The following is a 13,032-nucleotide window of genomic DNA, read 5'->3' as shown; positions in this document are numbered from 1 at the left end:
TACGAGCGGGGGCCGCCGGAACGGCAAACCCCCGCTCGCATCACTTCTCGTCCGGTCGACGGGGTCGGGTCAGAAGCCCTTGCCCTCTTCGATCGCGGCCTGCGCGGCCTCGGGCGAGTTGAAGGTCTCACCCTCGACGATGATCGTCTTCTCGACGTCGTCGCCCGCGAGCGCGTCGTTGACCGCCTGCACGGCGAGGTCGCCGAAGAAGGGGTTGTACTGAGCGACGAAGCTCAGCTCGCCGGCGGCGAGCGCCTCGAGAGCCGGCGTGGTGCCGTCGATCGTGGCGATCTTGACGTCGGTGCCGGGGACGAGACCCGCGGCGCTGACGGCAGCGGCCGCGCCGATGCCCATCTCGTCGTTCTGGGCGAAGATGAACTGAAGGTCGGGGTTCTCCTTCAGCACGGTCTCGATGACCGACTTGCCCTCGTCAGCCGTCCAGTTGGCGGTCTGCGCGCCGATCTTGTTCCAGCCGTCCTTGCCCTCGATCGCTGCATCGAAGCCCTCGTTGCGCTCGTTGACGACCGACAGGCCGGGGACGCCCTCGAGCGTGAAGTAGTTCGCGCCCTCCGGGAAGGTCTCGACAGCCCACTCGCCGACCATGCCGGCGACGTTCACGTTGTCGGGGGCGATGCGGGTGACGTACAGGTCGTCGCTGGCCTCGACACCGCGGTCGAGCAGGATGACGGGGATCTCGGCCTCCTGGGCCAGCTCGAGCGAGTCCTCCCAGCCCGAGGCCTCGGTCGCGGTGAGGAGGATGACGTCGACCTCGTCGTTCACGAACGTCGCGAACGCGTCGATCTGCGACTTCTGGTCGGTGGGGCTGGCCGCGGGAGCGTACTTCAGGTCGAAGCCCGCCTCCTCGGTGAAGGCGTCCTTGATCGCCTGCTCGTTGGCATTGCGCCATCCGCCCTCGGGGCCGACCGCAACGAAGCCGACCGTGGTGAGCTCGTCGCCGGACCCGCCGTCGCCGGAACCGCCTGCGTCGCCGCCGGCGCAGCCGGAGAGGCCGAGCGCGAGGGCTCCCGCACCGACGAAGCCGATCAGGCCGAGCATCCGCTTCTTGTTTGACATCTTTTCTCCTCCTTGAGACTCTCCGACGTTCCCGGTCAGAGAGAAGTCCCTGTGCCCCAGGCGGGACACTCTCGGGTGTGCTCGTCCATTGTGCGCGCTAACATGCTCGCGCGCAACTGCCATTTCGGGATTTGTTACGCCACCGTTACCGCGAACATTAACACGCGTCCGTGAGCGGACACATCGGATGCCGCGACCGCCGCGCACGGCGGGTCCGCGCGCCGCGGTCGGCGGCGCGCCACCGGCTCAGGAGCGGGGCGCCGAGGTCGAGCGCCGCACCACCAGTCGGGGCTCGATGATGTCGTGCTCGGTGACGTCCTCGCCCTCGATCGCGGCGATCAGGATCTGGAGTGCGAGCGCGCCGAGGGCGGCGAAATCCTGCCGCACGGTCGTCAGCGGCGGCAGGAAGTGGCGCGCGTCGGGGAGGTCGTCGAAACCCACGACGCTCACGTCGTCGGGCACGCGCAGGCCGCGTTCGGCGAGCCCGTGGACGACACCCAGCGCCATCTGATCGTTCGCCGCGAACACCGCGGTCACCTCGGAGAAGTCGTGGGTCTTGCCGAACGTATAGCCGTAGTCCGACGTCCAGTCGCCGACGACCGGCGGCGCGATCGAGAGCCCGGCGTCGGCGAGCGCGTCGCGCCAGCCCTGCTCGCGGGCCCGCGCGTCGTACCAGTCGAGGGGTCCGGACAGGTGCGCGATCGAGCGGTGACCGAGCTCGATGAGGTGCATCACGGCAGTCATGGCGCCGGCACGCTGATCGACCGCGGCCGTGTGCATCTCGGCATCCGGCTCGGCCTTGATGACGAGGGTCGGCAGGCCCGTGCTCTGCTGGCGCAGCAGGTCGAGCGACGAGGCGCGGGGCGCGATGACGCAGAGCGCATCGACGCCCTGGGTGACGAGCTCCACCACCCCGGTGTCGATCTTCGACTCCTCGTCGTCCGAGATCGAGAAGGCGCTGATCGCGTAGCCGGCGTCGCGCGCGGCGCTCTCGATGGCGCGCAGCGTGCTGTTCGGGCCCCACTGCACCGGGCTGTCGACGAGGACTCCGATGCGCATCGCCCGGCGCGTCGCGAGAGCACGCGCGATGGAGCTGCGCGTGTAGTTCATCTCGTCGATCGCCTGCAGCACGCGCTCGCGAGTGGACTCGCGGATGTTCGGGTGGCCGTTGAGCACGCGCGACACGGTCATGTGCGAGACGCCTGCCTGCTTGGCCACGTCATAGATGCTGGGGCGCTGCCAGCCTCGCGTCGCCTGATCCGACATGGCCGATCACCTCGCTCTCTTGCTCTGCACATCGTAGAGGTCGCCCGTGCTGGGAAGGGACGACGCCACGACGGGAGCGAGAAGCAGCGCGTGCGGACCTGCCAGCGCCGACACGACTGCGACCACGACACCCTGCACGAATGCGTCGGCGGGCGCCGCGGGTGCGGCATCCGCCGTCGAGGACGACGCGACGTCGGTCTTCCCCGGCTTGCCCGGCTTATCGGGCTTCTCGGGCTTCTCTGGTTTGCCCGGGTTGCCGGGGTTGCCGGGGTGGTTGTCGGGATTGCCGGGATGACAGGGCGCGTCGGGCGGGCCGGGCCGGCCGGCGTGGCCCGGCTTTCCGGGCTTGGGGCCCTTGCCGGGCGGCCACGTGCAGTCGAGCGGGGCGATCTCGACCGAGATCGTCACGCCCTCCGAGTCGGGATCGGGCTCGTCCGCCGCAGCCGGAAGCCCGGGTGCGAGCAGCAGCGAGCCCACGAGGGCGACGCCCGCGACCACGGCGGTGAACGACGTGCGATGACGACTCACGGGGCGTCCACCTTCTCGGCCTCGCGGCGGCCGGCCTCGCGCGCCTCGGCGACGAGCGCATCGATCCGTCGGCGCGAGCGGGTGCGCCCACGCAGCACCGCCCAGATCACGAGCGCGAGGCCCGCGAGGATGATGAGCTGCGGCCAGGGCACGGCCCACGCCGGCACGCTGGCGACGACGGGCGTGAGGGTCGAGCTCTCGCCGTCCATCGTGACGACGATCGGCGAGAGCGTGACGGTGGTGGGCACGACGAACAGCGGCCACACGTCCTCGACGACGGCCGTGAGCGTGCGGGTGTCGCCCGGGAGCAGTTCTTGACGGATGCCGTCCTCGGCCGGGAAGACGACGCTCCGGCCGCCCGCCTCGACGGCGCCTTCGGCGATGAGCCGCGTGTTGCCCTCGTTCACGACGTCGAACGTCACCGTGATCTCGCCGGGACGGAACGGATTCCACGACAGCGCGTACTGCGCCCCGAGGTCGGTGACGGCGGCGGCCGGGGCGATCTCACCGGTCACGCGCGTGAGCACGCGAAAGCCGACGCGGCTCTCGACGCCGACGCTCGTGCCGCCGTCGCCGGTCTGCACAGACAGCACCGACGCCGTGATGCCGGCGGCGTGGTCGCCCGGCTCGGCGGTCTCGGGCACGGCGATCCCGAACGGCACGACGACGGTCGCACCGGGCGCGACGGTGACCTCGTCGGGGATCGAGATCCAGGTGCCGGAGTCCACCGACTCCTGATCGGCGGGCAGGATGTCGAAGCGACCGGTGCGGGTGTAGAAGCCGTCCGCGGCCGTCAGCCGGAAAGTCACCTCGTCGGCGCTGACATTGCGCACCGCGAAGTGGTCCGAGACCGTCTCGCCCGGATCGACGTCGAGCTCGACGGCTGTGCGGCCATCGGGTCCGTTCTCGTCGGCGGGCGTGACCGACCAGCGGACGGTCGGCTGCCCGGCGGCGTCGTCGGTGTCATCGGCGAACGCGGGCGCGCTCGCCGATGTGAGCGTCGCCACGAGCGCTGCGACGAGCAGCACCCGGTGGAGCACGGTGGTGCGGTGCGGGAATTCGGGCAAAGTGCGGGTCCAGACGTCAGGGTCGGGGCCGTGCGTGCGCGGCCCCGACCCGATTCAACACGATTGCGTGGTCGACGTGTCAGCTCGCGTCCTCCCACAGGGTCAGCGTGAGCGTCGCCGAGTAGCTGCCCGGCGCGACGGTGGACGGCGTCTTCAGGAACAGGTCGGCGTTCGCGGACCACGATCCCGTCGGACGTGCGTCGCTGGAATCGAGGCTCATCGCGAGCAGCTCCTCGCCGGTGAGGCCGACGCCATTGGGACCGCCGTCGATCACGGTGTCGACCACCGGCCCCTCGGCGACCTCACCCGCGGGCGCCTCGGTGAGCAGGCGCGGCGCCCAGCCCAGGTAGTCGGCGGTGATGGTGTCGCCGCCCACGGTCGAGAACGACGACGACTGCCCGGTCACGTACCAGAAGACGCCCTCGGGCACGGTCTCGCGGTCGTCGGTCACGGTGACCGTCGGAAGCAAGCCGTTGAACTGACGGACGCCTTCGGCCGGGGCGTCGCCCTCGGTGAGCGTCGTCGAGTCGCTCGCGACCGACATCGTCAGCGCTCCGACCGGCTCCTGCGGCGTGATCTCGACGTTGACGCTGACGTCCTCGCCCTCGCCGACCTCGTCTGCGATCGCGGCACCGGCGGCACCGATCAGCATCACGCTGCCGACGACGCCGACCGCCGTGCGGACCAGCAGGCCCTTCTTGTTCATGCGTTTCTCCAATCCCCGGCCGGCAGCTGCGCCGTCCGACTTCGCGAGCGACCGGACCGTCCGGCCTTCGGGTCTCGCACGATCTCCAGCCCCGGCCGAATGCACCGTCGTACGGTCGACGACGGATGCTGCGGCATCCGTCGTCACCGTCGTCACAGGTCCGGACGACCGGTGCGCGACAGGGTGCGCCGACGACGTCACCCGCGACTGCGGGGTGGTCTGCTGGAGCATCTGGCACCTTTGCGTACGGATCCTTCGATGGATCGGCGGGCTCTCGCGATGATGTTACCGAGAACAGTTAGCGGAAACAAGATCGAGTTCCCGGTGCGCCCCTTCCGGCCGTGATCCGGCGCGGAGGAGCAGGCGACGTCGGCACCACCCGATCCCGCCCGAGTGCCGACTTCGCACATTGATCGATCGACCTTTCCCCCTTGCGCGATGTTACCGCTACCACTACCTTGGCGGCACAAGCCATGCTCGACATCCACGGCGGATGTCGGTCCAACAGGGAGGTTGGCATGCGAGATTCACAGCGTCTGAGACGCCATCAGAGGATGCGACATGCGGGTCTATCGGCCGTCGCAACTGTCGCAGCCGGGGCGATCGCTCTCGGCGGAGTGGCGCCGGCTCACGCCCTCGATGACTTCGGGCTGGGTGACCCAGTTCTCGAGCTCATGTTCGAGAACACCGTCGCCGACAGCAGCCCGCTCGCTCATCCGACGGCGCTGAAGGGCCACAACGGCTCTGCGACGTTGAACTACGAGTACGTGCCGGGAGTGAAGACAGAGACGGCTGCGCTCAAGCTCGGCGGAAGCACCTACCTCGACCTCGGCACGAGCAGCGAGCTCGTGCCGTCCGAACTCACGCTGTCGTTCTGGTTCAAGCCCACGGCGGCGATGGGGTCGGGAGAGCAGATCATCTCGTGGAACAAGCGGGCCTACAACAGCGCCGGCTGGTACGCATCATCGGTCAACGCCACCAACCCCCTCCTGTTCTCGTTCGGGCAGGGCGGTGGACAACCGCACGAGGTGCGCGCCGCGTCCACCGATCGGGCGGCGTTCTTCCCGGTCGGCGAGTGGACGCACATCACGGCGACCTACAGCAGCGCATCGAAGCAGTTCGCCCTCTACCGCAACGGCGTGAAGGTGCCCACCTCGGTGCAGACGCCCGTCAGCGCGACCGCGACCGGGATCATCGCCGAAGCCACCCCGGCGCTGCCGAAGTCGATCGGGTACAACGGACCGAACTACAACGGCGGCTACCTGACGTCCGCGCTGGACGACTATCGCCTGTTCGAAGGCGTCGCTGACCTCACCGGCGTCGTCGCGCTCTACGAAGACGGCGGCGGCACGGTGGATCGCGCCGCGATGGCGGCCGAAGGGGCGGCCGGTCTCACGGTTCCGACGACCGCGACCGTCGACCTGACGCTGCCCACCTCCACGTCGAACGGGACGACGGTGTCGTGGTCGTCCTCGCATCCTGAGACGATCGCCCCGTCGGGCAAGGTGGTGCGCCCCGAAGCAGGTCAGGACGACCTCACGGTCACCCTGACCGCACGGGCCAGCTTCCTCGGCGGCCCCACGACGACCAGGACGTTCGAGGTGTATGTTCCCGCCGTGGTCACCCCCATCCAGGACACCGGTCTGGAGGACGTCGTGATCCTGGACGACTACCTGAAGAACGCGCAGGAGAAGGAGATCGAGTACCTCCTCACCCTCGATCCGGATCGCTACCTGCACTGGTTCCGCGTCACCGCGAACTCCTACAAGCCGGGAAGCTTCGCGATCAACACGACCACGTACCCCGGATGGGAGAACGGGTCGGTGACGTGGAACTTCCGAGGTCACTCCTTCGGCCACTACATGTCGGCTCTGGCGATGAACTACGCCAACAGCGACGACCCGACGGTCAAGGCCGACGTCCTCGCGGACCTCGAGGCCACTGTCCGCGGTCTCGCCGCGGTGCAGGACACATATGACGGCACGGCGCGCGCCGGCTACATCGCCCCGTTCCGCGACTCTGCTCTCAATGCGGTCGAAGGACGAGGGACCTCCGATGACCAGGTGATCGTGCCCTACTACAACCTGCACAAGATCCTGGCCGGCCTGCTCGACACGTACGAGTACGTGCCGGGCGAACTCGGGGCGCTCGCGCTCGAGGTCGCCGAGGGCTTCGGCGAGTACATGCACGGACGCGTCTCGACGCTGACCAACAACGCGGCGCTTCTGGGCACCGAGTACGGCGGCATGAATGAGGCGCTGTACGAGCTCTTCGACGTGTCGGGAGGAAACCCTCACTTCAAGACCGCGGCGCAGGCCTTCGACGAGGTCACCCTCTTCCAGTCGCTCGCCAACGGGACTGATGTCCTGCCCGGCCGTCATGCGAACACGACGATCCCGAAGTTCATCGGTGCGCTCAAGCGATACACGGTGTTCACCGAGAACCCCGAGTACTACGAGATGCTCACCCAGTCCGAGAAGGACAACCTGGGGATGTACCTCTCGGCAGCACAGAACTTCTGGCAGACGGTGGTGGATCATCACACCTACGTCACCGGTGCGAACAGTCAGTCGGAGCACTTCCGGGCCCCCGACACGCTGTGGCGGTACGCGACGCAACAGGGATCGACGGGCAACCCTCAGACAGCTGAGACGTGCAACGAGTACAACATGCTCAAGCTGTCGCGCGAGCTGTTCAAGGTGACGCAGGACGTCAAGTACATGCACTACTACGAGAACACGTTCATCAACACGATCGTGTCTTCGCAGAACCCCGACAACGGGATGAGCATGTACTTCAATCCGATGGCCCCGGGGTACTACAAGATCTACGGACCGGCGCCGAGCGAATCCCAGCTGTTCTGGTGCTGCGTCGGCACGGGCATGGAGAACTTCTCCAAGCTCGCCGACACGCTGTACTTCTCACGCGACCGCGGAGTCTGGGTGAACCTGTACTTCAGTTCGCAGTACGACCACGCCGACAGCAACATGCGCATCACCCAGGAGGCGAACCTCCCCAACGACGACACGGTGCGGGTCACCGTCGACGCGCTCACGGGGACCGAGCTCGCTGACGGCGCAACGCTTCGCCTGCGTGTGCCGGACTGGGTGGCCGGGGAGCCGACACTGACGGTGAACGGTGCCGCGGTGACGCCTGATGTCCGACAGGGCTACATCCTTCTGAGCGACGTCGCAGCCGGCGATGTCATCGAGTTGAAGATGCCTATGGAGGTCGTCGCCTACGACACTCCCGACAACCCCGACTTCGTCGCGTTCAAGTACGGCCCGACGGTGCTGAGCGCCGGCCTGGGCACCGAGAACATGACCGGTTGGGGCACGGTCGGAGTGAGCGTGCGCATCGCTCTCGCGCCCTCCGCGAACGTCCAGCAGACGGTCACGGTCGCGACCGAGAACACGACGCAGTGGTACGAGAACGTCGCGGAGAACGTCGTGCGCATCGAAGACAGCGCGGACGGCAAGGTGCAGTTCACACTGCGGAACACGCGGAACGGTGGCGATCTGATCTACACCCCGCACTACTCGCAGCACGGCCAGCGCTACGCCATCTACATGAACTTCGAGGTTCCCGACTCGCCGGCGGCCCAGCAGGCGATCCTGGACGAGAAGAAGCGTCAGCGCGATCTCGCACGGTTCATCGACATCCTCACCACGTTCGACAACAACAACGGTGAGGCCGCGAAGAACCTGAAGACCGGAGGCACGACGAGTGTCGGTGTGCACAACGGCCGACAGTACCGCCATGGGAACAGCAACGGATGGTTCAGCTATGACATGGCCATCGATCCGGCCGCCCCGATCAACCGACTGGAGACGACGTACTTCTCGGGTGACAACGGGCGCTCGTTCCAGGTGTACCTGAACGACACACTGTTCAAGACCCAGCAGATCACCAACGCAGCGGGTTCCGGCGTCTTCTATGAAGTCGTCGACCAGATTCCTGCGCAGTATCTGACGGGCCCGGACGTGCGGTACAAGGTCGACGCGAACGGGGCTCCGGTGCTCGATGGTCAGGGCAACCGGATTCCGGTCGTGACGGTGCGGTACCAGTCGACGGGCGGGTTCGTCGGCGGTGTCTTCGGAGTCGCCACCTCGCGCCCCGTCACCTACAGCACGGAGTCCGCGCTGACCGGTCTGAGCGTCGAAGGCGGCGTCCTGACCCCGTCGTTCTCGGGCGATGTGACCGACTACGTCGTGACAGTCCCCCAGGGCGCCACGTCGATGTCGTTCACGGCCACACCGAACGTGCCCACCGGGCTCGTCCGGGTCGGGAACATCCTCATCGACGACACCGAGCCGCGCGAGGTCAGCCTCGTACCGGGCGAAGAGAAGACACTCACGATCCATTCGTTCGCGCAGGATCACGAGACGTCGACGACCTACACCCTGGTCATTCGCGAGGCGACGGAGCCGCAACTGGCGGTGACTGCGACGACTGCGACACGCTGCGTCGCAGGGAAGGCGGTGCTCACCGTGAGTGTCGCGAACGGCGATGACGTACCCGTCGCCGTCCGCATCGACACGGCATACGGCTCGAAAGCCGTGACGCTGGCCGCAGGCAAGACCGGCAGCTACGCGTTCACGACTCGCGCGGCTGTCCTTCCGCAGGGCGAAGCAACGGTGACCGCTACCGCGACGGTGGGCGGAGAGGAGGTCTCCACCACGGTGAACGCGCCGTACGCCCAGGCTCCCTGCGGCGTGCTGTAGCCAGTACCCGGATGCCGGCGGCCGTGAATGCGCCGCCGGCATCCGGGCTGTTCACCGGAATTCCAGGTGGGAGAGGAGAACGCAGATGGCTAGACATCGCCGCCCCGCGGCGACCCTGAGCCCGTCGTCGCGAGAGCGCGTCGCGGCGACCCGGGTCACGGCAGCCGAGCGCACGGCCGTCGAACGAGCGCGGCGACCGCAGCTCCGGCGACGTCGGCTCTGGGCCGGCGCGCTGCTGACGGTCGTCCTGATCGGTACGGCGCTCGTCACACACTCGTTCACCGCCGTCCCGCTTCCGGACAGATTGCAGGATGGGCTCACGCTGGCGGTCAGCGTGCTCGTCGAGTCCCTCCCGTTCGTGATGCTGGGAGTGCTGCTCGCCGTCGTCATCGAGGTCTGGGTCCCGCCCGGAGCCATCGAGCGATGGCTCCCCCGTCCGGCGTGGGCGCGCCGTGCCGTGCTGTCGCTGCTGGGCATGCTCGTCCCGGTCTGCGAATGCGGAAACGTGCCCTTCGCGCGAGGCATGCTGATGCGCGGGTTCTCCGTGCCCGAGACGCTGACGTTCCTCATGGCCGCGCCGATCGTGAACCCCATCGTCATCCTGACCACGCATCAGGCATTCGGTTTCAGCGATGGCATCCTCGTGGCGCGCCTGGCCGGCGGCTATGCCATCGCCAACCTCATCGGATGGCTCTACTCGCGCCACCCCGACCCGAAGTCGCTGCTCACCCCCCGCTTCGCGCAGACGTGCGCGACGCCGCCGACGCAGGGCAGGGACGGCCGCGGCCGACGCTCCGTGACGCAGCTGCTCGCCGAACTGAGGGCGGTCATGTCTGCGCTGGTCATCGGATCGGCCCTCGCCGGCGCGATCCAGGTGCTCGTCCCGCGCGATGTGCTGATCGCGATCGGCAGCGACCCCGTGCTGTCGATTCTGGCGATGGCCGCGCTCGCGGTCGTCGTGGCGATCTGTTCCAACGTCGACGCGTTCTTCGCGTTGTCTTTCGCTTCCACCTTCACCCCCGGTTCGATCGTCGCCTTCCTGCTGATCGGCCCGCTCGTGGACGTCAAGATGCTCGCCCTGCTGCGCACCACCTTCACCTCGCGACTCCTCGTCGGGCTCGTCGCCATCGTCGTGGCGAGCGCATTCCTCATCGGTGCGGTGGTGAATGTCGTTGGGTGACCGATGGGAACGCTGGCTCGGAGCCGGACTCGCGGCGCTGCTGGGCGTGGCGATCGTGGTCCTGGCGCTGACCGGCAAGCTCGGCCTCTACCTGAATCCCGCCAACTCCTGGTTCGCAGTGTCCATGGCGGTCGTCGCGATCGCCGTGGGCGTCGTCGGGTTCGCGCTGCCGCTCGGAGCGGAACGCGATCACGATCACGATCACGATCACGATCACGATCACGATCACGATCACGATCACGATCACGATGGACTAGGGAAGCCCGATGCGGAGGACCCGCACGTGGATTCCGCCCATCCGACGAGACCGTCGAGGGCGACTTCGCCCGCTGCCGCCCTGTCCGTCCTCGGCGGCGCGCTGGCCTCCGCCGTCGTCGTCGGCGCCTGGCTGCTTCCGCCCACGACGCTTTCCGTCGCCCTGGCGATCGACCGCGCATCGGCGTCGACGGCACTCTTCGATCGGGATGATGCCGTCGCCCTGGTGAGCTCCGGAGATACGCGGCACTTCGGCGTCCCGGACTGGTCGACCGTCTTCGCCACGGCGACATCGCCGGAGGACTTCGTCGGGGATGCCGTCGAGCTGGAAGGATTCGTGACGCCCCACCCGGAGGACCCGGGGGTGTTCCTCCTCACGCGCCTCGTGATCACACACTGCGTCATCGACGCGCAGCCCGCGACCGTGCCCGTCGCGTCCGAGGCCTGGGCGTCCGACATCGATGTGGGCCAGTGGGTGCGCATCGAGGGCGCCGTGACGCCGAGGGACGACAGCCTCGCCATCCGTCCGACGAAGATCACGCCGATCGACGAACCCGAAGACCCGTATGAGTACTGACACCGCTCCGGCGCCCTCGCAGCGCCGGCGATTCGCATCGATCTACCTCGTCCTCCTCACCGTGATCGCGCTCGCCGCGACGGCCGTGGCAGGCGCCAGTCTGCTCACCGGTCCGCGCGTGTCCTCCGTCCTCGCCGACCCAGCCGCAGCGACCACGTCTCCGGGTTCGCGCGTCATCTTCACCGCCAATCAGCCGCTCGCAGCGGTGTCCCCGCGCCACGTCGAGATCGAACCGGATGTTCCGTTCACGGTCGACACCGCCGGTCGCGACGTGGGGATCCGTTTCGGCGCCCCGCTCGCCGACGGCACACGCTACGAGGTCACGATCACCGAGGTGACAGGCATCTCGGGTGGTCCGACGTCGACGTTCTCGACGACGCTTCAGACGCCTCCTGCCGAGGCCTACCTGCTCGAGCGGACGCCGGAGCAGGACCGCATCTACCGCACCACGCTCGACGGCGCCGAGCAGACGACGGTGTTCGAGCATCCGCGCATCGAGGACTTCCGAACTTCGCCGCGCGGTCTGCTGGTGGCCCTGCGCACCGAGCAGGGCGACTCCGAGCTGGTGGTGGTACGGCCGGACGGACACGTCGCTGAGGTGCGGCTTCCCGCGGTGGGCCGGCTCGCCAGGTTGCAGCTGTCGGATTCCGGCGATCGATTCGCCTACACGTGGACGGATCCGTCCGTCGAAGGGATTCCGCTCCGCGATTCGATGGTCTTCCTCGGTGCCATCTCCGCACCCGAAGCGAAGCCCCAGCAGCTCGAACTCGGCGCCTCCGACCCTCGCATCGACGACTTCCGCTTCGTCCAGGGCACCACGTCGTTGCTGCTGATCACGCGCGGCCGCGACCTCCTGCTCGCCGATCCGGCGCTCGACGGCGAACCCGTCCCCCTGGGAAAGGCGACGGTGATCGACGACGTGTCCCGCACCGAGCCGAAGGCGTACGTGCGGACCGACGACGGGCCCGAGTTCGTCGACCTTCGCGACGGCTCGCGTTCGCCGGCGCCCGGTGACCGTGGCGCGCTCGGCCAGCCGTTCGCGGCCGAGGAGGTGACGGGGCGCGGAACGCTCCTCACCTATCTGAGCTTCAACGATTCCGGGACGCTCGCCGGCCAGCGCGTGGTACTGCACACGGACGCGGGTGGTTCGCACGTGATCGCCGAGGTGCCGACGACGGATGCCGTCATGCAGGTGTGCGCGGCGCCCAGCGGTCGCTGGGTCGGGCTGGTGGTCGCACCTGACATCGCCGCGAATACGCTCGACGACGCGATCCTGGCCATGCCCGAGCGCGTCGAGACCCGGCTCATCTCGCTCGAGACGCAGAAGACCGAGGTCGTTCCCGGCTTCGCCATCTCCTGGTGCCGCGCGCCGGCCATCTGAGCGGGGTTGTCGGCGGCAGCGCCCTCCGCGGCATCCCAAAACAGGACATCTGGCGAAGGCAGGACGATCTCGCGGGAATCGTCCTGTCTTCGTCAGCTGTCCTGATCTCGGCAGAGGCCCGGCGCGCGACAGCGCGCCGCGGGGTCGGTACCCACCCGCGGCGCGCGTCGCGACGGCCGCTCGCGCGGCCGGGTCAGATCACCCGCACGAGGCGGGCGCGGTGGTCACCTCCGCCGTGTCCGTCATCGGCGAGACATCGGCGCCACGGCGCCCG

The 13,032-nt window shown here is 68.3% G+C and carries 9 protein-coding genes and 1 pseudogene; 5 read left to right on the top strand and 5 right to left on the bottom strand.

Going from position 1 to position 13,032, the window contains the following annotated elements; translation table 11 throughout:
• Positions 1 to 69: 69 nt before the first annotated feature.
• The 5 genes from IM778_RS02600 to IM778_RS02580 form a co-directional block, all read right to left on the bottom strand.
• Entirely contained in the window at positions 70 to 1,074 is a 1,005-nt protein-coding gene (locus IM778_RS02600; RefSeq protein WP_194410553.1) for a substrate-binding domain-containing protein, read from the bottom strand.
• A 246-nt stretch (positions 1,075 to 1,320) separates the two neighbouring features.
• Positions 1,321 to 2,340 carry a LacI family DNA-binding transcriptional regulator gene (locus tag IM778_RS02595; protein ID WP_194410552.1) on the bottom strand — a complete coding sequence of 340 codons (1,020 nt, stop codon included), beginning with the start codon at positions 2,338 to 2,340 and terminating at the stop codon, positions 1,321 to 1,323.
• 6 nt (positions 2,341 to 2,346) lie between these two features.
• Positions 2,347 to 2,868, bottom strand: coding sequence for a hypothetical protein (locus IM778_RS02590; RefSeq protein ID WP_194410551.1), 522 nt, complete (start codon positions 2,866 to 2,868; stop codon positions 2,347 to 2,349).
• The gene (locus tag IM778_RS02585) at positions 2,865 to 3,935 is read right to left on the bottom strand and encodes a WxL protein peptidoglycan domain-containing protein (RefSeq protein WP_194410550.1); all 1,071 of its coding nucleotides are present in this window, start codon (positions 3,933 to 3,935) and stop codon (positions 2,865 to 2,867) included. Before IM778_RS02585 ends, IM778_RS02590 begins: the two co-directional genes overlap by 4 nt.
• Before the next feature lie 79 nt (positions 3,936 to 4,014).
• The gene (locus IM778_RS02580) at positions 4,015 to 4,872 is read right to left on the bottom strand and encodes a hypothetical protein (protein WP_228484712.1); all 858 of its coding nucleotides are present in this window, start codon (positions 4,870 to 4,872) and stop codon (positions 4,015 to 4,017) included.
• 443 nt (positions 4,873 to 5,315) lie between these two features.
• Between IM778_RS02580 and IM778_RS02575 the strand changes: the two genes are divergently transcribed.
• The 5 genes and pseudogenes from IM778_RS02575 to IM778_RS02560 all read left to right on the top strand — a co-directional run bounded on the left by IM778_RS02575 (position 5,316) and on the right by IM778_RS02560 (position 12,758).
• Positions 5,316 to 9,365 (top strand): beta-L-arabinofuranosidase domain-containing protein, encoded by a 4,050-nt coding sequence (locus IM778_RS02575; RefSeq protein ID WP_194410549.1) that lies wholly within the window; start codon positions 5,316 to 5,318, stop codon positions 9,363 to 9,365.
• 85 nt (positions 9,366 to 9,450) lie between these two features.
• Positions 9,451 to 10,545: a permease gene (locus IM778_RS02570; protein WP_194410548.1), complete on the top strand. Its 1,095-nt coding sequence runs from the start codon at positions 9,451 to 9,453 to the stop codon at positions 10,543 to 10,545.
• Positions 10,532 to 10,717: pseudogene (locus IM778_RS17970) on the top strand (TIGR03943 family putative permease subunit); the annotation flags it as partial. The gene IM778_RS02570 and the pseudogene IM778_RS17970, both read left to right, overlap by 14 nt.
• 111 nt (positions 10,718 to 10,828) lie before the next feature.
• Complete coding sequence (locus IM778_RS17675) at positions 10,829 to 11,377, top strand: TIGR03943 family putative permease subunit (RefSeq protein WP_228484710.1); 549 nt, start codon at positions 10,829 to 10,831, stop codon at positions 11,375 to 11,377.
• Complete coding sequence (locus IM778_RS02560) at positions 11,367 to 12,758, top strand: Ig-like domain-containing domain (protein ID WP_194410546.1); 1,392 nt, start codon at positions 11,367 to 11,369, stop codon at positions 12,756 to 12,758. Before IM778_RS17675 ends, IM778_RS02560 begins: the two co-directional genes overlap by 11 nt.
• The last annotated feature ends 274 nt before the right edge of the window (positions 12,759 to 13,032 follow it).

It is taken from the genome of Microbacterium cremeum (assembly GCF_015277855.1).
Lineage (GTDB): Bacteria > Actinomycetota > Actinomycetes > Actinomycetales > Microbacteriaceae > Microbacterium > Microbacterium cremeum.
The sequence above is the reverse complement of the archived record's forward strand: the minus strand, read 5'-3'. Positions and strand labels throughout refer to the sequence as shown.

Coding starts and splice junctions, on each gene's coding strand:
- IM778_RS02580 (WP_228484712.1), bottom strand. CDS start 4,872: ATGCTCCAGCAGACCACCCCGCAGTCGCGGGTGACGTCGTCGGCGCAC.
- IM778_RS02560 (WP_194410546.1), top strand. CDS start 11,367: ATGAGTACTGACACCGCTCCGGCGCCCTCGCAGCGCCGGCGATTCGCA.
- IM778_RS02600 (WP_194410553.1), bottom strand. CDS start 1,074: ATGTCAAACAAGAAGCGGATGCTCGGCCTGATCGGCTTCGTCGGTGCG.
- IM778_RS02595 (WP_194410552.1), bottom strand. CDS start 2,340: ATGTCGGATCAGGCGACGCGAGGCTGGCAGCGCCCCAGCATCTATGAC.
- IM778_RS02570 (WP_194410548.1), top strand. CDS start 9,451: ATGGCTAGACATCGCCGCCCCGCGGCGACCCTGAGCCCGTCGTCGCGA.
- IM778_RS02575 (WP_194410549.1), top strand. CDS start 5,316: ATGTTCGAGAACACCGTCGCCGACAGCAGCCCGCTCGCTCATCCGACG.